This is a genomic window from Campylobacter sp. CNRCH_2007_0968H (assembly GCF_025773245.1).
GTDB classification, from domain to species: domain Bacteria; phylum Campylobacterota; class Campylobacteria; order Campylobacterales; family Campylobacteraceae; genus Campylobacter_D; species Campylobacter_D lari_D.
This window is the reverse complement of the sequence record NZ_JAKMTQ010000014.1, coordinates 1-19,059: the sequence shown is the minus strand read 5'-3', so window position 1 is coordinate 19,059 and position 19,059 is coordinate 1. Positions and strand designations below refer to the sequence as shown.

Annotated in this window: 20 protein-coding genes; 15 read left to right on the top strand and 5 right to left on the bottom strand. The window is 30.1% G+C overall.

The window, feature by feature from the left end:
• Positions 1 to 6: 6 nt before the first annotated feature.
• Complete coding sequence (locus tag L8Y18_RS07440) at positions 7 to 777, bottom strand: IclR family transcriptional regulator (protein WP_220566615.1); 771 nt, start codon at positions 775 to 777, stop codon at positions 7 to 9.
• 238 nt (positions 778 to 1,015) lie between these two features.
• Between L8Y18_RS07440 and L8Y18_RS07435 the strand changes: the two genes are divergently transcribed.
• From L8Y18_RS07435 to fusA, 12 genes are all read left to right on the top strand, one after another.
• Positions 1,016 to 1,924, top strand: a complete 909-nt coding sequence (locus tag L8Y18_RS07435; protein ID WP_263676582.1) for a dihydrodipicolinate synthase family protein — start codon at positions 1,016 to 1,018, stop codon at positions 1,922 to 1,924.
• The gene (locus L8Y18_RS07430) at positions 1,921 to 2,184 is read left to right on the top strand and encodes a UxaA family hydrolase (protein ID WP_133319930.1); all 264 of its coding nucleotides are present in this window, start codon (positions 1,921 to 1,923) and stop codon (positions 2,182 to 2,184) included. Before L8Y18_RS07435 ends, L8Y18_RS07430 begins: the two co-directional genes overlap by 4 nt.
• A 2-nt stretch (positions 2,185 to 2,186) precedes the next feature.
• Positions 2,187 to 3,353: a UxaA family hydrolase gene (locus L8Y18_RS07425; protein ID WP_263661683.1), complete on the top strand. Its 1,167-nt coding sequence runs from the start codon at positions 2,187 to 2,189 to the stop codon at positions 3,351 to 3,353.
• A gap of 21 nt (positions 3,354 to 3,374) precedes the next feature.
• Entirely contained in the window at positions 3,375 to 4,166 is a 792-nt protein-coding gene (locus tag L8Y18_RS07420; RefSeq protein ID WP_133319928.1) for an SDR family oxidoreductase, read from the top strand.
• A gap of 15 nt (positions 4,167 to 4,181) precedes the next feature.
• Positions 4,182 to 5,426 carry an L-fucose:H+ symporter permease gene (fucP, locus tag L8Y18_RS07415; RefSeq protein ID WP_263666848.1) on the top strand — a complete coding sequence of 415 codons (1,245 nt, stop codon included), beginning with the start codon at positions 4,182 to 4,184 and terminating at the stop codon, positions 5,424 to 5,426.
• A gap of 2 nt (positions 5,427 to 5,428) precedes the next feature.
• Positions 5,429 to 6,223, top strand: coding sequence for an amidohydrolase family protein (locus L8Y18_RS07410; RefSeq protein WP_133319926.1), 795 nt, complete (start codon positions 5,429 to 5,431; stop codon positions 6,221 to 6,223).
• Positions 6,199 to 6,516 (top strand): L-rhamnose mutarotase, encoded by a 318-nt coding sequence (locus tag L8Y18_RS07405; protein ID WP_263659891.1) that lies wholly within the window; start codon positions 6,199 to 6,201, stop codon positions 6,514 to 6,516. The genes L8Y18_RS07410 and L8Y18_RS07405 overlap by 25 nt, the downstream gene beginning before the upstream one ends.
• Positions 6,517 to 6,529: 13 nt before the next feature.
• On the top strand, positions 6,530 to 7,969 hold the full coding sequence (gene aldA, locus L8Y18_RS07400) for an aldehyde dehydrogenase (RefSeq protein WP_263676581.1): 1,440 nt from the start codon (positions 6,530 to 6,532) through the stop codon (positions 7,967 to 7,969).
• Between the two features lie 63 nt (positions 7,970 to 8,032).
• Positions 8,033 to 8,653, top strand: coding sequence for a CatA-like O-acetyltransferase (locus L8Y18_RS07395; RefSeq protein WP_263676580.1), 621 nt, complete (start codon positions 8,033 to 8,035; stop codon positions 8,651 to 8,653).
• A gap of 71 nt (positions 8,654 to 8,724) precedes the next feature.
• Positions 8,725 to 9,108, top strand: coding sequence for a 30S ribosomal protein S12 (gene rpsL, locus L8Y18_RS07390; RefSeq protein WP_070256357.1), 384 nt, complete (start codon positions 8,725 to 8,727; stop codon positions 9,106 to 9,108).
• 67 nt (positions 9,109 to 9,175) lie between these two features.
• The gene (gene rpsG / locus L8Y18_RS07385) at positions 9,176 to 9,646 is read left to right on the top strand and encodes a 30S ribosomal protein S7 (protein ID WP_012661188.1); all 471 of its coding nucleotides are present in this window, start codon (positions 9,176 to 9,178) and stop codon (positions 9,644 to 9,646) included.
• A 12-nt stretch (positions 9,647 to 9,658) separates the two neighbouring features.
• A complete protein-coding gene (gene fusA, locus L8Y18_RS07380) occupies positions 9,659 to 11,734 on the top strand; it encodes an elongation factor G (protein WP_039617755.1) in 2,076 nt (691 codons plus the stop codon).
• Between the two features lie 31 nt (positions 11,735 to 11,765).
• On the opposite strand, the gene L8Y18_RS07375 is transcribed toward fusA, so the two are convergent.
• The 4 genes from L8Y18_RS07375 to putP form a co-directional block, all read right to left on the bottom strand.
• Positions 11,766 to 12,248 (bottom strand): pyridoxamine 5'-phosphate oxidase family protein, encoded by a 483-nt coding sequence (locus tag L8Y18_RS07375; protein ID WP_263676578.1) that lies wholly within the window; start codon positions 12,246 to 12,248, stop codon positions 11,766 to 11,768.
• A gap of 68 nt (positions 12,249 to 12,316) precedes the next feature.
• Positions 12,317 to 13,687, bottom strand: coding sequence for a hemolysin family protein (locus tag L8Y18_RS07370; RefSeq protein WP_133319921.1), 1,371 nt, complete (start codon positions 13,685 to 13,687; stop codon positions 12,317 to 12,319).
• 87 nt (positions 13,688 to 13,774) lie between these two features.
• Positions 13,775 to 14,746, bottom strand: coding sequence for a putative transporter (locus L8Y18_RS07365; protein ID WP_263665066.1), 972 nt, complete (start codon positions 14,744 to 14,746; stop codon positions 13,775 to 13,777).
• A gap of 1 nt (position 14,747) precedes the next feature.
• Positions 14,748 to 16,226 (bottom strand): sodium/proline symporter PutP, encoded by a 1,479-nt coding sequence (gene putP, locus L8Y18_RS07360; RefSeq protein ID WP_263676576.1) that lies wholly within the window; start codon positions 16,224 to 16,226, stop codon positions 14,748 to 14,750.
• Positions 16,227 to 16,360: 134 nt separating this feature from the next.
• Here putP and L8Y18_RS07355 point away from each other — a divergent pair, with 134 nt between their 5' ends.
• From L8Y18_RS07355 to L8Y18_RS07345, 3 genes are all read left to right on the top strand, one after another.
• Entirely contained in the window at positions 16,361 to 17,566 is a 1,206-nt protein-coding gene (locus L8Y18_RS07355; RefSeq protein WP_263676574.1) for a saccharopine dehydrogenase family protein, read from the top strand.
• 32 nt (positions 17,567 to 17,598) lie between these two features.
• Positions 17,599 to 18,270, top strand: coding sequence for a molybdate ABC transporter permease subunit (gene modB / locus L8Y18_RS07350; RefSeq protein ID WP_263665063.1), 672 nt, complete (start codon positions 17,599 to 17,601; stop codon positions 18,268 to 18,270).
• Between the two features lie 382 nt (positions 18,271 to 18,652).
• Positions 18,653 to 19,012 carry a methyltransferase gene (locus L8Y18_RS07345; protein WP_263676572.1) on the top strand — a complete coding sequence of 120 codons (360 nt, stop codon included), beginning with the start codon at positions 18,653 to 18,655 and terminating at the stop codon, positions 19,010 to 19,012.
• Positions 19,013 to 19,059: the final 47 nt, after the last annotated feature.

Sequence of the window (19,059 nt, the reverse complement as noted above, 5' to 3'; positions counted from 1 at the left end):
GGATTTTTATTGATATATATTTTCTAATTCCGGAAAATATAATTTTAAATCTTGTTCTATTTTGTATTTTTCTTCTAGTAAAATTTTTTGATTTTTTTCTTTAAAATTTGCATTTGAGTAAAATATATGATATGAAATACTAATTGCAGCTATAATTTTTTCATCGTATTCAATTCCTATAGCCATACACTCAATTTCTGGGTTCATTTCCCCACTTTCTAATGCTATTTTATTTTCTTTGATAGAAGATAATTCTTCGTAAAGCTCTTTTAGATTATTTAATGTATTTGGTGTTATTTTCTCAAAAGGATTTGGATAAATTTTTTCAAGCTCTTTATAGGTTTTCTTTTCTAGTAATGCTTTTCCTAAAGATGTAGCGTAAGCTGGATATGAAGCACCGACAAAAGACTTGATTTGTATTTGATTATCCGAATCAAGTTTTTCTAAATAAAATACATTTCCTTCTTTTAATATTCCCATTTGGCATGTTTGTCCTGTTAAGTTTCTGATGTTTTTCATATGTTTTTTAATTAATTCTAATGCGCTATTTTTTATTGAAATACAACGGCTAATTTCTAAAATTTTATAATCTAATGTGTAAAATTTATTTTTATCACATTTAATGTAATTTTTAGCTTGTAAAGTTTGAAGTATAGGAGAAAGTGTCCCTGGAGGGATATTTAAATCTTTTGCAATAGAGCTTAGTGTATTTTTTTGATTATTATTGCCCAATAATTCTAAAATTTTTAAAACTCTTAATGTTGGTTGATGTGTCATTTTACTCCTTTTTCAATAGATAAATTCTATCATATTTTTTTACTTTTAGTAACATTTTTAATAATATAAAAAATATTTTCTATTAGTAGTTTTTGCTTTAGATGATTGATTATAACTACTTTTATAAGACTTTTGTATTGTTTTTTTATCATTTTGATGTTTTTAAAAATTTCTATTTTTAGCTATATTTTTTGTATATAAAAATATTTTTGTATATACAAAAAATGAAAGGAAAAATATGGGAATATTAAAGGGAACTTTACCAGCCTTATTAACTCCATATGATATGAGTGGAAATATTAATGAAAACGAATTTATTAAATACTGCGAATTTGGTATCTCAAAAGGTTTAAATGGATTATTTTGTAATGGTAGTGCAGGAGATTCTCAAGCTTTAGGTATAGAAGAGCAAATCAAAATAATGAAGCTTACAAAAGAAGCTGCAAAAAATAATCTCCCTATTATTACAGGTATTGCATCAACAGTTTATCAAAATACTTTTACTTTGGCGCAAAAAGCATATGAATTAGGGCTTGATGCTTTATTACTTGCTATGCCTTATTATTATAAATTAAGTGAAGACGCACTTTTTGAATATATTAAAGATTTATCTTCTAAAGTGAAGCTTCCTTTGTATATTTATAACATCCCTCTTTTTGCAACAGCGCTAAGATTGAAATTTATAGAAAGGGTTTCAAAGCTTGATAATATTGCGGGTATAAAAGATAGCAGTGGAGATGCTTTGCTTTTAAATCATATATTAGATGTAGTGCCTAGTGATTTTGATGTTTTTGTAGGAAGAGAAGAATTTTATGCAGGAGCACTACTGATAGGGGCAAAGGGTTCTATGACTAGTATAGGTGGTGTTTTTCCAGAACTTATGAGTGAAATTTATAAATCAATCAATGAAAAAAATATAGATAGAGCTTTGCTGATTCAAAAAAGTTTATTAAAAGCTATAAGATTTGGTATGAGCATAGCTTTTCCTATGGGATTTGCTTTGCTTTTAAAAGCCAGAGGATTTGAATTTGCAAATACAAGCATCCATCCTTTATCACATGCCACAAAAGAAGAATTAAATACTCGTTTTAATGAAGCTAAAGAACTTGTTAAAACTATAGAAAAAGAAACGGGTATAAAATTATGAAAGCCTATATTATAGTCAATGAAAAAGATAATGTCGCTACTGCTTTGCGTGATTTTAAAAAAGGTGAAATCGTGGAAAATATAGAACTTTTAGATGATATTGCAAGTGGACATAAATTCGCACTAAAAGATATAAAAAAAGATGAAGTTGTCATCAAATATGCAGAAGCTATAGCTAGTGCAAGTTGTGATATTAATAAAGGTGAATGGGTGCATATTCACAATAGTGCAGGTATTAGAGGTCGTGGGGATAAGGAATAAATATGAAAAAGATAATGGGTTATAGAAGAGAAGATGGAAAATTTGGCTTGAGAAATAAAGTCATTATTATACCAAGCGTGCATTGTGCTAATAAGGTGTGCGAAAATATAGCCAGAAAATGCAATGGGGCAGTATATATTAATCATCAACATGGCTGTTCTCAACTCGAATTTGATGCTTTACAAACTAGAGATGTTTTAATAGGCCATGGGAGTAATGCTAATGTTTTTGGTGTTTTAATTGTAGGACTTGGTTGTGAGGTAATACAAGCGAAAATAGTAGCTGAAAAAATAAAAGAAGTGACACCTTATAAGATGGTTGAATATTTAGTAATACAAGAGTGCGGTGGTAGTAAAAATACCATAGAAAAGGGTGTTAAAATAGTAAATCAAATGCTTGAAAATGCTGCAAAATTGGAAAAAACAGATGGCGATTTTAGTGATTTGATTTTAGGCACAGAATGTGGTGGTAGCGATAGTTATAGCGGTCTTAGTGCCAATCCTGCTTTAGGAAGTTTAAGTGATTTTGTAATTGATGAAGGTGGTGCAGTAATTTTAGCAGAAACTACAGAGCTTATAGGGTGTGAAGCCATACTTGCTAAGAGAGCAAAAAATGATGAAGTAGCTAAAAAGGTATATGATAAGATTTTAGGCTATGAGAATTTAGTTAAATCTTTTCATGCTGATATACGCGGAGCAAATCCTAGTCCAGGAAATATTGCAGGTGGGCTTAGCACTATAGAAGAAAAGTCTTTAGGTTGTGTTTATAAAGCAGGTACTAGAACTTTAATGGATGTGATTGATTATGCTAAACCTGTAATTTCCAAAGGACTTACTTTTATGAATACGCCAGGTAATGATATAGAACAACTTAGCGCTATGGTGGCAGGTGGAGCAAATATTTGTGTTTTTACTACAGGTCGTGGTACTCCTACAGGTTCAGCTATTGTGCCTACTATTAAAATGAGTTCTAATACTTTTTGTTATGAAAATATGAATGATGCTATTGATATTAATGCAGGAAGTATTATAGATGGGATTAAGACAAAAGAAGAAGTGCGTGATGAGCTTATAGATTTGATCATAAGAATTTCAAATGGAGAATTGGTAAAGGCAGAGTTAAATGAACAAAATGATTTTTCAGTTTGGAGACTTGCTACAACTTGCTAAATTAATAAAAAAGGATATATTATGGATTTAAAAATTAAAAACAAAATTTGTATCATCACAGGTGGTGCTAAAGGGATTGGTTATGGTATTGCTAAATTATGGGCTTTAGAAGGTGGGATTCCAATTATTTTTTCAAGAAGTGAAATTTCTAAAGAAAAAGATGATGAGCTAAAAGACATTTGCGGAAATTATGGATTTTATCAAATAGATTTAAAAAATACAGAACAAATTTCAACACTTGTTAAAAGTGTTGTTAATATATATGGTGGAATTTATGCTTTGGTTAATAATGCTGGAGCAAATGATAATTTACATATAGAAGATGCTACAACTGAAGAATTAATTAAATCTTATGAAAATAATCTTTTTCATTATTATACTATGACTAAAGAATGCTTACCATATATTAAAAAGCAACAAGGAAGTATATTAAATATCACAAGTAAAACCGGCTTAACAGGACAAGGTAGAACTTCAGCTTATGCTTCAGCAAAAGCTGCTCAAATAGGTTTTACAAGAGAATGGGCTTGCGCTTTTGCAAAAGATAATATTAGAGTTAATGCTATAGCACCAGCTGAAGTTATGACTCCTCTTTATGAAAAATGGTTGTCAAATTTTCCAAATCCAAAAGCTCAATATGAAAAAATAGCAAAATGCATACCATTAGGTCATCGTTTTACAACTATAGAAGAAATAGCAAACACAGCAGTTTTTACACTAAGTCCTCTTGCTTCACACACAACAGGACAAATTTTAACTCCTGATGGTGGATATATCCATTTAGATAGAGCTCTAAATTGGGATGAAATTTAATAACAAGGAGGATATATGTTAAATAACTCTAAAAATATAAAAATAGCAATTATTTTAGTAACTTCTCTTTTCTTTTTATGGGGAGTTAGTTATGGGCTGATTGATGTGATGAATAAGAATTTTCAAAATCATTTACATATCACTCAACATGAAAGTGGATTTTTGCAACTCGCTTATTTTGGTGCTTATTTTATCATAGCATTACCTGCTGGATATATAGCAAATAAATACTCTTATAAAATTGGTATTATTTTTGGGTTAATCTTGTATGCAATAGGTTGTTTATTGATTATTCCAGCTACAAATTTAGCTAATTTTTACTTATTTTTATTTGCTTTTTTTATTTTAGCTTGCGGTATTGGTTCTTTGGAAACTAGTGCTAATCCTTATATGGTAAAACTTGGTGATGAGAAAAATGCTAGTTTTAGAATTAATGCTGCTCAAAGTTTTAATGGTTTGGGTCAATTTTTAGGACCTATTATAGGTGGAGCTTTGTTTTTATCTATTACAAAACAAGAAGAAGGTGCAAGTAAAGAACAAATAGAAGCTGCGTTACTTGCTAATATGGGTAATGTCCAGCTAGTGTATGTTGGTATTGCAGCAATTGTTATTTTGATCTTGATTGCTTTTGCATTGAATAAAATTCCAGAAGGATCGGCAGTAAGTAGTGATTATGAACAAAAAGATACCTCAAAACCTATTGGAGTTTTTAAGCGTAAACATTTTAATTTTGGATTGCTAGCACAATTTTTGTATATAGCAAATCAAGTTAGTGCAGGAGCTTTTTTTATAAATTATCTTAGTGAGCATAATGAAAATCTAAAAGATGAACAAGGGGCTTATTATTTTTCGATAGCTTTAATTGCTTTTATGTTAGGTCGTATTCTTTCTACGCCTTTGATGAAGAAAATTAAAGGTGAGACTATTTTAGGATGGTATTCTTTTATTAATGTGATTTTATGTGTATGCTTGTATTTTGCTAGCGGATTTATTAGTATAGTTATTTTAATTGCATTATTTTTCTTTATGTCCATTTCTTTTCCTACTATTTTTGCAGTTGCAACAAAAAATCTTCCTTTTAATCAAGTGAAATTAGGTGGTTCTTTACTTGTTATGAGTATAGTTGGTGGTGCTATTATGCCTATTATCATGGGTTTAATTAATGATTATTTTGGAACAAGCATGGGATATTTGGCTATGGCCCCATTATTTTTATATGTATCATGGTATGGTTTTTTTGGTTCTAAAATAAAGGCTTAAAAATGCAAAAAATTTTTGATTCTCATTTGCATCTTTGGGATTTAAGTAAAATGCCTATTTCGTGGATAAAAGGCAATAATAGATTGGAACAAAATTATGATTTTTTAAGGGCAAAAAATGAGTATAAAGAATTTGATTTTTTAGGTGCGATGTATGTTGAAACAAATAGTGATGATTTGGAAAAAGAAGCTTTATTTGCATTAAAGCAAAAACAAGAACATGGTCTTTTTGTTTGTTTAGCTGATTTAAAGTACAAAGAACACTTATGTGCTTTTAGAGAGGTAATGCATACTAGTAAAAAGGGTGCTAAGAGACTATTTGAAGCAGATTTTAAAGAAAAATTAGAACTTCTAAATGTTTTTAATATACCTTTTGAAGCTTGCATGAAAAATGAAGAACTTTGGATATTGGAAAAGTTTTTATTTGATAATCCTAATTTAAAAGTAGTTTTAAATCATATGGGCAGTCCTAAAATTAACTATTTTGATGAATATAAAAAAATATTACATAAATTAAAAGATTTCCCAAATTTATGGATAAAAATTTCCGTACCAGATGATTTTACGATAAAAATTCATAGAGATTTTATATCTCAATGTTTTTCATTTTTAAAGAATGTTTTTAGTGAAGATAAATTTATATTTGGTAGTAATTATCCTGTGGCAAAAATAGCTCCAGCTAAATGGGCTAAATTTATCATAGAAGGAAATATTTTTAAAGATTTGGACAAGATATTTTATAAAAATGCTTTATCAATTTATAAGGAGGATAGGTGCAAAGATATGGTCAAATTATAAAAATTAAAAAGGAAAAAATACAAAAGTATAAAGATCTTCATGCAAAGCCTTATAAAGGTGTTTGTGAGATGATTAAAGAATGTAATATACAAAATTATTCTATTTATTTATTTGGAGAATATTTGTTTGCATATTTTGAATATACAGGTGTTGATTTTGATGCAGATATGGCTAAGATGGCAAAAGATAAAAATACACAACAATGGTGGAAAGTTACAGATCCCTGCCAAATATCTTTAGCTCATGCAGGACAAAAGTGGCTAAATATGGAGGAAGTATTTCATTTAGATTAAAAAAGGAGAAAAAATGACAACTTATTTAAATTATATTGATGGCGAATTTATCCCACACAATGGCGAATTTATAGAAGTTTTAAATCCCGCTACCAAAGAAGTAATATCAAGAGTAGCAAGTGCTTCTTTAGAAGATACACAAAGAGCAATTGAAGTAGCTAAAAAGGCACAAAAAAATTGGGAAGCTAAACCAGCGAATGAAAGAGCAAATCATTTAAGAGAAATAGCTAGTTTAATACGCAAAAATGCTAATTTTTTAACAGAAATTTTAATGCAAGAGCAAGGAAAAACTAGAGCTTTAGCTAGTGTAGAGATTAATTTTACGGCAGATTATATGGATTATACTGCTGAATGGGCTAGAAGGTATGAAGGCGAAATTATACAAAGTGATAGAGCTAATGAACATATATATTTATATAAAAGCGCCATTGGTGTAATTGGTGGAATTTTACCTTGGAATTTTCCATTTTTTCTAATCGCAAGAAAGATGGCGCCTGCTTTACTAACAGGCAACACCATTGTTATAAAACCAAGCAGTGAAACTCCAAATAATGCTTTTGAATTTGCAAAGCTTGTCTCGCAAAGTTCTTTACCAAAAGGTGTATTTAATTTAGTTGCAGGTAAGGGTAGTGTGGTAGGACATGAATTATCAAGTAATGAAAACATAGGTATGGTAAGTCTTACAGGGAGTGTTGAAGCAGGAACTAGAGTGATGGAAGCTGCAGCTAAAAATATCATTAAGGTTTCTCTAGAACTTGGCGGAAAGGCACCGGCTATAGTGTGTAAAGATGCAGATATTGATTTAGCGGTAGAAGCGATTAAGGCAAGTAGAATTTGCAATAACGGACAAGTTTGCAATTGTGCCGAAAGAGCTTATGTGCATACAAGTGTTTATGATGAATTTGTAGATAAATTTGTAAAAGCCATGAGTAAAGTAAGTGTTGGAAACACTTTGAAAGGCGATTTTGATATGGGTCCGCTTGTGAATCAAGCAGGTGTTGATAATGCTTTAGCAATGCTTGAGAGAGCTACAAATAAAGGAGCGGTTGTAGAATGCGGTGGAAAAATCACCGATACAAGCGGATATTATTTTCCTGCAAGCGTTCTTACAAATGTTAAGCATGAAGATGAGATCATGCAAAAAGAAATTTTTGCTCCGATTTTACCAATTACTAAATTTGATACACTTGATGAGGCAATTGACATGGCAAATGATTGTGAATATGGACTGACAAGTTCTATTTATACACAAAATTTAGATATAGCAATGAGAGCTAGTAGAGAAATAAAATTTGGTGAAACTTATATTAACCGTGAAAATTTTGAAGCAATGCAAGGATTTCATGCAGGTTTTAGAAAAAGTGGCATAGGTGGAGCTGATGGAAAACATGGTCTTGAAGAGTATTTAGCTACCCATGTGGTTTATTTGCAATACAATACCGATAAACAATGATTTCAATCCTATCTATTTTTTAGATAGGATTTGCTATAATCTTTAAATTTAAAGGATAATAATTTGAAGATTATAGATTTAAAAACTTACTCAAGAAAAGAGCATTTTGAATTTTATACTAAATTTCCCTGCTATTTTGAATTAAATGTTAAATTAGATATTAGTAAATTTTATTCTTTTGTTAAAAATCAAAAATATTCTTTTTATGGTAGTTTTATCTATTTTTTAAGTAAAAATGTTAATTTAATACCTGAATTTAAATTATACTTAGAGGATGATAAATTAATTTGTTTTGATATTATCCATCCAAGTTATACCGCTTTTTGTGAAAAATCAAAGACTTTTTGTGTTTTATGGACTGAATTTAATGAAGATTTTCAAAACTTTTTACATAATTTCGAGCAAGATAAACAATTCATTAAAGAAAACACTATGTTTGTAAAAGAGAATATTAAAAATTCTTTTAATATTTCAGCAATCCCTTGGATAAATTTTGAGAATTTCTCTTTACATTTACCTAAAAAAGAAAATTATTTTTTTCCTATTCTTACAAGTGGGAAAATTATCAAGGAAAAAAATCAATGTTTTATTCCACTAAGTATTAATGTAAATCACGCAAGCACCGATGCTTATCATGTGAGTTTGTTTTTAGAAAATTTGCAAAAAGATTTAAATTGTTTTTAGTTTATATTTTTGTAAGTAAAATTTAGATATTATCCAAAGTTTATTACATTTTTTTAAAGAAAGGAATTATTGTGCCTACCATAAATCAATTGGTTAGAAAAGAGCGCAAAAAAGTTTTAGAGAAATCTAAATCTCCAGCGCTTAAAAATTGTCCACAAAGAAGGGGAGTTTGCACTAGGGTTTATACAACAACCCCTAAAAAACCAAACTCAGCGTTAAGAAAAGTTGCCAAAGTAAGACTTACAAGTGGCTTTGAAGTTATTAGTTATATCGGTGGTGAAGGTCACAACCTACAAGAACACAGCATTGTTTTAGTGCGTGGTGGTAGGGTAAAAGACTTACCAGGTGTTAAGTATCACATTGTTCGCGGTGCCTTAGATACTGCAGGTGTTGCAAAAAGAACCGTTTCTCGTTCTAAATATGGTGCGAAACGCCCTAAAGTAGCAGCTAAGTAATAAAATTGCAGACAAATCCGTTAGATTTGATTTTGTTTGAGTAAAATTATAAATTTGAAGGAAAATTATGAGAAGAAGAAAAGCTCCGGTAAGAGAAGTCTTGCCAGATCCGATTTATGGAAACAAAGTAATCACAAAATTCATTAATTCTTTAATGTATGATGGTAAAAAAAGCACAGCTACGACTATTATGTATGGTGCTTTAGAAGCTATCGATAAAAAAGGTGGAGAAAAAAAAGGTATAGAAATTTTTAATGATGCTATTGAAAATATTAAGCCTTTATTAGAAGTTAAATCTCGTCGTGTTGGTGGTGCTACTTATCAAGTGCCAGTAGAAGTACGCCCAGCTAGACAACAAGCTTTAGCTATAAGATGGATTATTTCTTTTGCTAGAAAAAGAAGCGAAAGAACTATGATAGAAAAATTAGCAGCAGAATTATTAGATGCAGCTAATAGCAAAGGTGCTTCATTCAAGAAGAAAGAAGATACTTATAAAATGGCAGAAGCTAATAAAGCATTTGCTCATTATCGCTGGTAAGAGGAGTAAAATATGTCAAGAAGTACTCCTTTAAAAAGAGTTAGAAATATAGGTATCGCAGCTCATATTGATGCAGGTAAAACAACTACTAGTGAGAGAATTCTTTTCTTTACAGGTATGAGCCATAAAATTGGTGAGGTGCATGATGGTGCAGCTACAATGGACTGGATGGAGCAAGAAAAAGAAAGAGGTATCACAATTACTTCTGCTGCTACAACTTGTTTTTGGAAAAACCATCAAATTAACCTTATAGACACTCCAGGTCACGTTGACTTTACAATTGAAGTTGAAAGATCAATGCGTGTTTTAGATGGTGCAGTTGCGGTGTTTTGTTCAGTAGGTGGAGTTCAACCACAATCAGAAACTGTATGGAGACAAGCTAATAAATACGGTGTTCCAAGAATTGTTTTTGTAAATAAAATGGACAGAATTGGTGCAAATTTCTTTAATGTTGAAGAACAAATCAAAAATCGTTTGAAAGGTAACCCAGTCCCACTTCAAATTCCAATCGGTGCTGAAGATAATTTCAAAGGTGTAATTGATCTTATTACCATGAAAGCTTTGGTATGGGAAGATGAAAATAAACCAACTGATTATGTAGAAAAAGAAATTCCAGCTGAACTTAAAGAGAAGGCTGAAGAATATCGCACAAAAATGATAGAAGCGGTTTCTGAAACAAGTGATGAATTAATGGAAAAATACCTAGGTGGTGAAGAGCTTACTCAAGAAGAAATCAAAGCAGGTATTAAAGCAGGATGTTTAAGTCTTTCTATGGTTCCTATGCTTTGTGGTACAGCTTTTAAAAATAAAGGTGTTCAGCCATTACTTGATGCTGTTGTTGCTTATTTACCAGCTCCTGATGAAGTTGCTAATATTAAAGGTGAATATGAAGACGGTACGGAAGTTTCTGTAAAATCAACTGATGATGGTGAGTTTGCAGGCCTAGCATTTAAAATTATGACTGATCCTTTTGTTGGACAATTAACTTTCGTTCGTGTGTATAGGGGAAGTTTAGAAAGCGGTTCTTATGCATACAACTCAACAAAAGATAAAAAAGAAAGAATCGGTCGTCTTTTGAAAATGCACTCTAATAAAAGAGAAGAGATTAAAACTTTATATGCAGGAGAAATTGGAGCGGTTGTTGGACTTAAAGACACACTAACCGGTGATACTTTGGCAAGTGAAAAAGATAAGGTTATTTTAGAGAGAATGGATTTTCCAGATCCTGTTATTTCAGTTGCTGTTGAGCCTAAAACAAAAGCAGATCAAGAAAAAATGTCTATTGCTTTAAATAAATTAGCTCAAGAAGATCCAAGCTTTAGAGTTTCAACAGATGAAGAAAGTGGTCAAACTATCATTTCAGGTATGGGCGAGCTTCACTTGGAAATTATCGTTGATAGAATGCTTCGTGAATTTAAAGTTGAAGCCGAAGTAGGTCAACCTCAAGTTGCTTACCGTGAAACTATTAGAAAAACAGTTGAACAAGAATACAAATACGCTAAACAATCAGGTGGTCGTGGACAATATGGTCATGTATTCTTAAGACTTGAGCCACTTGAACCAGGTAGTGGATATGAATTTGTAAATGATATCAAAGGTGGGGTAATTCCAAAAGAATATATTCCAGCAGTTGATAAAGGTGTTCAAGAAGCATTACAAAATGGTGTTTTAGCAGGATACCCTGTTGAAGATGTTAAAGTAACTGTTTATGATGGAAGTTACCACGAAGTGGATTCTTCTGAAATGGCATTTAAACTTGCAGCTTCTATGGGCTTTAAAGAAGGTGCTAGAAAAGCAGGTGCTGTAATCTTAGAACCTATGATGAAAGTTGAAGTTGAAACTCCAGAAGAATATATGGGTGATGTTATTGGTGATTTAAATAAACGCCGTGGTCAAGTAAATTCAATGGATGAAAGAGGTGGTAATAAAATTATTACGGCATTTTGTCCTTTGGCCGAGATGTTTGGTTACTCAACCGATCTTAGAAGTCAAACTCAAGGCCGTGCTACTTATTCTATGGAATTTGATCACTATGATGAAGTTCCAAAAAATGTTTCTGAAGAAATTATCAAAAAAAGAAATGGTTAATCTATCAAGATGGGCAAAAGCTCATCTTGAATTATTTATATCCTTTTGAATTAATTAAATTAATTGTTCCTTCATTAATTTCATATGCTTTTCCAAAACCTTTAACATATCTTCCATTTTTCAGTATAATCTGAAATAAATGAAAATCTTGCATATTTTTAATGACTTGGATTATTTCTTTATTGTTTTCATTTTCATAAGTATTTAATACTTGTTCAAATAGCTGATTATCTCTTGTTATTTCTACACTCTCTACTCTAAATTTAAGCCTTTTTCTTGCAAAGATTGATATGCAATCTTTTTCATCTTCTATAAACATAATTTCTATGTTTTTATTATTGTAATTTACTCCTTCAAAGTGTTCGGCAATTTCACTAATATAAATATAAAAGTCATTTTTGTTTTTTATAATAGGAGTATATGAACATATGGTTTGATTGTTTAAATTTAAAGACGATATCATAATGCTTTTGCATTCTTGTATAAATTGATTAATTTCATCATGTAGTTGCATAAAAATTTTCCTTGTAAGTTAAAATGAATAAGATTTGAGGGTTATAGAAAAGTAAAAAGAAGAGTTTGCTACTCTTCTTCATCAGTATTTTTGCGTACAACTTTAATGCGTTCTATGCTATTTCCATCCATCTTTTTGACTTCGTAGTAGCAAAATTCATCTTCTATTCTATCTCCAACCACCGGTAAGCGTCCTAAAAGATTGAAAACATATCCACCTATAGTGACTTGTTCTAATTCTTCATTAAAGCGTATATCAAGCATTTCTTCTACTTCGCTAATTTCATATCTTCCTTGAAATTCATAAATGTTTTCTGCAAGCTTTTTAAAATGTGGACTAGAATCATCATGCTCATCGTTAATATCACCAACAATTTCTTCCATAATATCTTCCATAGTTAAAAGACCAGCGGTTCCACCATATTCATCTACTACTAATGCTGTATGTACTTGTTCTTTATTCATCATAAAAAGAACTTTAGATATACTAATATTTTCTGGAACTAGGATCATTTTGATTAGAAAATCATCTAAATTTTTCTTATCTTTGCTAAGTTCATTTTGCATAATGTCTCTAATATGCACCATACCTAAAATGATATCTTTAGAACCATCTATATATGGAAAGCGTGTATGTTTATACTGACAAACTATTTGCATATTTTCTTCATAGCTTTTTTGTTTATTAAGACAAATCATATCTTTTCTAGGTGTCATGATTTCTTTTGCTACTGTATCTGAAAAATCGACAGCATTGCGTATGATTTCAGTTTCAAATTCATCCAAAACTCCACCTTTTTGGCTTTCACTCGCAATAAATTTAATCTCTTCTTCAGAGTGACTTAATTCGTGTTCTTTGGCAGGTTTTATACCTATAATTTTTAAAGAAACTGCAGCTAAAAAGTCAAATGTTTTAATGAAAGGTAAGAAAAGTAACCAAAACAAATGCAATGGTCTTGCAACCCATAAAACAGCTCTATCTGCAATGGCTATAGCAATGCTTTTTGGAACCAACTCGCCTAGCACAACATGCAATAATGTGATAATAGCAAAAGCAATAATAAATGCTATGGTATGGATTAATGCTGGAGCTAAACCTAAATTTGCTAGAGGAACTTCAAGAATTTTAGCAATAGCAGGTTCGCCTATCCAACCAAGAGCAAGAGAGCTTAGCGTAATACCAAGTTGGCAAGCACTTAAATAAGTATCTAGTTTTGAAGTGACTTCCAAAGCTTTTTTTGCATTGCGTTTTTTCTCTTTTACCATTTCTTCAAGTTTTGATCTACGCACTTTAACAATAGCAAATTCAGATAAAACAAAAAATCCATTTAAAAGCACTAAAGCTAATGCAACAAGAATCATAAAAGTAGAATAGCCTATATCAATAGAGGCAACAGTAGGTAGTGTTTGATTTAAGTCTAAAGATTGACTGGGGTCCAAAAAAACTCCTTTAATAAAATTTCGCAAAATTATATCAAATCAAAACTATAAAATTAGCTTAAAAATAATGATATATTTTAAATTAATTTAATGTTTTCTATATTCTATATTTTTTTCAAATTCATCTAAACGCTTGTAAATACTACGAAGCTGTGTGATAGTTGTCCAGTTGGTGATAAAAATGCTAAATGAAGATCTAACCTGGTCAAAAGCATTACCAACTTGTATGATAATTCCAAGTTGTATAAGTCCTAAAAATAAACTTGGAGCCATGATTAAAAAGGGCACTATAACCATGATTTGCTCAAATAAATAAAGCCATATATTAAAATACCCATAATGTAAAAATAATCTTTTATAATTGATTTTAAGCCCGGTAAATAAACTTAAAATACTTTCATTGCTTGCGTAATTTTTTCTATCATCTTCAGCAAAAACAAGTTCTTTTCTAAAAGCAGCTTCGGCTTTTTGATTGTTATATTCTAGTCCAGGTAGTTTTATACCTACAAACCATGATATAACTAAACCTCCTAAAGAAACCAAAAATGCAATCCATACTAAAGAGCCATTAATATCTTTTAAGATAGGTAAATTAACATGTGCGCTTAACATCCATAAAATTGGCACAAAAGCAACTAAAGTCATAATTGCTTTGACAAAAGCTAACCCTAAACTTTCTATGATTTTTGAAAAATTATAGATATCTTCTTGAATTCTTTGTGAACTACCTTCTATGTTATCATCTTTTTTTTGCCAAAATTTAATATAATCAAAAGTCATAGCCTCGCGCCATTTAAAAGCATATATGCTTCCAAAATATTGCGTGATAGTAGCGATTAATACATAAGGCAGTGCTAAATATAAAAATTGTTTAATAAAATAATAAAAATCATTTATGCTATGATTTTTTGCATCTTGTAAAACATCGTAAAATTCTTTATACCATTCATTTATTGCTACATTAATAGAGGTTTGTGCTAATAAAGAAGACAATAAAAAAAACAGACCCAAGTAAGCCCATAAAGCCCATTTTTTAGAATAAAAAAAAGATTTAAACATTTTAAATTTCTTTCAGCATTTTTTCATAATGTTTTATTGTATGTTTTTTTGCTTTAAATATTATACTAAAAATCATAATAAAACAACTTGCGACTAAAAATCCAGGAATGATTTCATAAATTTCTATAAAATTTGAACCAAAATGCTTATAAAATACAACAGTTAAAGCCCCGCTAACCATTCCAGCTATTGCACCTTCTTTGCTCATATTTTTATAAAATAAAGAAAATAAAATAACGCTTCCAAAACTAGCTCCAAAACCTGCCCAAGCATAAGAGACTATGCTTAAAATTTGACTTTGAGTATCAAGTGAAAGTGCAAAAGCTACACATGCTACAATCAAAACACCTAAGCGTGACAACAAAGTAATATTTTTATCATTTGTTTTTCTTTTTAAGATTTGTGTATAAAAATCTTGCACCAAGCTAGAAGCGCATACTAGCAATTGAGAACTTGCAGTACTCATAATGGCTGCTAAAATTGCACTGAGTAAAATTCCAGCCACCCAAGGGTTAAAAAGCACTTGAGACATTACAATAAATATTCTTTCAGGATCATTTAAAGTAAGATCAAATTTAGCTATATAAGCAATACCTAAAAATCCTGTCATAGCAGCACCAAATAGAGAAATTACCATCCAAGTTATGCCTATAAAAGTCGCAGTAGGAATTTCTTTTACATTTTTTATAGAAATAAAGCGAATTAAAATATGAGGTTGGCCAAAATATCCAAGTCCCCAGGCCAAGGTTGATGCTACCACTAGCCAACCACCACCATCTAAACCAAAAGCTTGAGGTTTTACATCATTTATAGTAGAAAAAGCTTCGCCAAAGCCGCCAAGTTCAAAAATCATCACAAAAGGAATGATGATTAATGAACTCATCATTAAAAGTCCTTGTATCATATCAGTCCAGCATACGGCTTTATAGCCACCTAAAAAAGTATATAAAACAATAACTAAAAATCCAATACTTAAGGCAAAAATATAAGGCAAATTAAATACACTTTCAAAAAGTTTAGCACCACTTACTAATCCAGCACTAATGTAAATAGTAAAAAATACTAAAATAACTACCGCACAAATACTTCTTAAAATATGTCTATCATCATGAAAGCGACTTTCAAAAAAATCAGGAATTGTAATACATTCTTTGGCTATTTGAGAAAAAATCTTTAATCTTTTAGCAACAAAGGTCCAGTTTAAGAACATACCAAAGCTTAAACCTATGGCTATATAAATTTGTCCCAATCCAGCTGCGTATAAAGCACCGGGAAAAGCCATTAAAAGCCAACTACTCATATCAGAAGCACCTGCACTTAAGGCAGATATTACCGGCCCCATTGATGCATTTCCAACAAAATAATCTTTACTATTTTGATTTTTTTTGTAAAAATAAAAACCTATAAAAAGCATTAAAAATGCATAGGTAATAAAAGTAATAATAATAGGATAAGAAAATTCCACACTTTGTAAATTCATAAGTGTCCTTAAAAAATTTAAAAAATCATCATTTTACTTGTTTTATTTTAAAAAAACATTATAAAAATTATTTTTTATTTCAATGCTTTATAAAGTTTTTTTGTTACAATTTTCAAAAAAATTAAGGATAGTTAATGAAAAATCTTTTAATTATAGGTGCAGGTGGTGTAAGTCGCGTTGCAACTGTAAAATGTGCAATGAATAGTGATGTTTTTAGTAAAATAACTCTAGCAAGTAGAACTAAAAGTAAATGTGATGAAATAGCAGCTTTTATAAAAGAGCGTTTAGGTATAGAAATTCAAACTGAGCAAATAGATGCAGATGACACATCTGCTGTTGTAGAGCTTATTAAAAAAACAGGAGCTGAAATTTTATTAAATGTGGCTTTGCCTTATCAAGATCTTGCTTTAATGGATGCGTGTATTCAAACTAATATTCACTATGTAGATACTGCAAATTACGAACATCCTGATTTAGCTAAATTTGAATATAAAGAACAATGGGCAAGAAATGATAAGTTTAAACAAGCAGGAATTTTAGGACTTTTAGGAAGCGGTTTTGATCCAGGTGTTACTAATGTATTTTGTGCTTATGCGCAACAAAATTTATTTGATGAAATTCATTATATTGATATACTAGATTGTAATGCAGGTGATCATGGATATGCCTTTGCAACTAATTTTAACCCTGAGATAAATTTAAGAGAAGTATCTGCTAAGGGTCGTTATTGGGAAAATGGAAAATGGATAGAAACTGAACCTATGGAAATAAAAATGGAGTGGGATTATCCTGAAGTAGGAGTAAAGGATAGTTATTTGCTTTATCATGAGGAGCTTGAAAGTTTAGTAAAAAATATCAAAGGTCTAAAAAGAATAAGATTTTTTATGACTTTTGGACAAAGTTATTTAACTCATATGAAATGTCTTGAAAATGTTGGTATGCTAGGTATTAAACCTGTTATGCATCAAGGTAGAGAGATAATACCAATAGAATTTTTAAAAACTTTACTTCCTGAACCTGCTAGTTTGGGTCCTCGTACTAAAGGTTACACTAATATAGGTTGTGTAATCCGTGGTGTAAAGAATGGAAAAGATAAGCAAGTTTATATTTACAATGTTTGTAATCACGAAGAATGCTTTAAAGAAACTGGTGCACAAGCTGTAAGCTATACTACAGGTGTCCCTGCTATGATAGGTACGAAATTAATTGCTAAAGGAATTTGGCAAGGAAAAGGTGTGTTTAACATGGAAGAATTTGACGCCAAACCTTTCATGGATGAGTTAAATACTCAAGGACTTCCTTGGAAAATTATAGAAATGGAGCCAAATTTAGGAAAATAATCTCAAGTCTTTGACTTGAGAAAGTTTTAATAATGACACAATTATTATTAAGTATAGATTGGATGCCTTTTTTAGTTTCCATAAAACTTTCTATTATTACTTGTATAATTTTGTTTTGTTTTTGCATACCTCTTGCTTGGGTTTTTACTTTTAAGCAATTTAGAGCAAAAAAAATTCTAGAAACCATAATAACCTTACCTTTAGTTTTACCACCGTCTGTTGTTGGTTTTTACTTGTTGATTTTATTTTCAAAATATTCTTTTTTTGGAGAATTTTTAGAAAAATATTTTAATATCACTTTAGCTTTTACTTTTGAAGGTTTGGTAATAGCAAGTTGCATTTACTCTTTACCTTTTATGTTTAATCCTTTATATAATGCAATGTCTTTAATTTCTAAAAATATTATAGAAGCAAGTTTTTCTTTGGGAAAAAATTCTTTCATCACGCTTTTTAAAGTAATCTTACCAAGTATCAAACCGGCTATACTCAGCGCTTTAGTAATAAGTTTTGCACATACTATGGGTGAGTTTGGTATAGTATTAATGATAGGTGGTTCTTTAAGCGGAGAAACAAAAGTAGCTAGTATTGCTATATATGAAAGTATGGAAAATTTAGATTTTGCTACAGCTCATATTTATAGTCTCATACTTTTAATTTTTAGTTTTGTTGTTTTGTTAAGTGTAAATTTGTTAAAAAATAAATAACAAAGACTTATTTTATTGTATAATCAATTTATATCTTAAATTTAAAGGAGAAATGATGGATAATTCATATCAGGATATACTAAAAAATATGACAATGAAGGGTATGGCTTACAATATCCAGATGGACATGTTATAAGATTTTATGAGAGAATCTTAAAATACAAATTAAATAAAACAAGTGGAAATTTACTTGATTTTGGTTGTGGAAATGGAGTTCATTCTAAGTATTTTCAAGATGTAACAGGGGGGGGGTATTAATGCTTATGGTATAGATATTGTTCCTAGTTTAAAAAATACTTGGAAAAAAGATCCTAGGATAAATGAAAATAATTTTCATGTTATTACACCAAATTCTAGTTTTAAAAATTTATTTGATGTAAAAATGGATTTTATTTTTGCAAATCAAAGTTTATATTATCTGCCAAACAAAGACTTTCAAAAAACTATTGAAGAATTTTATGATTTATGCAATGATGGAGCAATAATTTTCGCGACAATGATTAGCTCTAAAGCTTATCAAGAATTTGTTGCAGGAGATGTTAAAGATAATGGTTTAGTGGAGGTAAAATCTAGTCCAAGATTAAATGACGAATCTACTTATATAAATTTTACAAATACGATTGAAGAATTAAAAGAAAAATTTAAACCTTTTAAACCATTATTTTGGGGAGATTATGAATTAATAAATTTATATAATTTTGAAGGAAGTATACAGCATTTTATTTATATAGGGGAAAAATAATTTTATATGATAAAGACTTTATTAAGTCTTTATCATCCCTTCTTTTC

Bases quoted from the DNA above. Each gene is read 5' to 3' on its own strand.
- L8Y18_RS07440 (WP_220566615.1), bottom strand. From the start codon at position 777: ATGACACATCAACCAACATTAAGAGTTTTAAAAATTTTAGAATTATTG.
- L8Y18_RS07435 (WP_263676582.1), top strand. From the start codon at position 1,016: ATGGGAATATTAAAGGGAACTTTACCAGCCTTATTAACTCCATATGAT.
- L8Y18_RS07430 (WP_133319930.1), top strand. From the start codon at position 1,921: ATGAAAGCCTATATTATAGTCAATGAAAAAGATAATGTCGCTACTGCT.
- L8Y18_RS07425 (WP_263661683.1), top strand. From the start codon at position 2,187: ATGAAAAAGATAATGGGTTATAGAAGAGAAGATGGAAAATTTGGCTTG.
- L8Y18_RS07420 (WP_133319928.1), top strand. From the start codon at position 3,375: ATGGATTTAAAAATTAAAAACAAAATTTGTATCATCACAGGTGGTGCT.
- fucP (WP_263666848.1), top strand. From the start codon at position 4,182: ATGTTAAATAACTCTAAAAATATAAAAATAGCAATTATTTTAGTAACT.
- L8Y18_RS07410 (WP_133319926.1), top strand. From the start codon at position 5,429: ATGCAAAAAATTTTTGATTCTCATTTGCATCTTTGGGATTTAAGTAAA.
- aldA (WP_263676581.1), top strand. From the start codon at position 6,530: ATGACAACTTATTTAAATTATATTGATGGCGAATTTATCCCACACAAT.
- rpsG (WP_012661188.1), top strand. From the start codon at position 9,176: ATGAGAAGAAGAAAAGCTCCGGTAAGAGAAGTCTTGCCAGATCCGATT.
- fusA (WP_039617755.1), top strand. From the start codon at position 9,659: ATGTCAAGAAGTACTCCTTTAAAAAGAGTTAGAAATATAGGTATCGCA.
- L8Y18_RS07375 (WP_263676578.1), bottom strand. From the start codon at position 12,248: ATGCAACTACATGATGAAATTAATCAATTTATACAAGAATGCAAAAGC.
- L8Y18_RS07365 (WP_263665066.1), bottom strand. From the start codon at position 14,746: ATGTTTAAATCTTTTTTTTATTCTAAAAAATGGGCTTTATGGGCTTAC.
- putP (WP_263676576.1), bottom strand. From the start codon at position 16,226: ATGAATTTACAAAGTGTGGAATTTTCTTATCCTATTATTATTACTTTT.
- L8Y18_RS07355 (WP_263676574.1), top strand. From the start codon at position 16,361: ATGAAAAATCTTTTAATTATAGGTGCAGGTGGTGTAAGTCGCGTTGCA.
- modB (WP_263665063.1), top strand. From the start codon at position 17,599: ATGACACAATTATTATTAAGTATAGATTGGATGCCTTTTTTAGTTTCC.
- L8Y18_RS07345 (WP_263676572.1), top strand. From the start codon at position 18,653: ATGGATTTTATTTTTGCAAATCAAAGTTTATATTATCTGCCAAACAAA.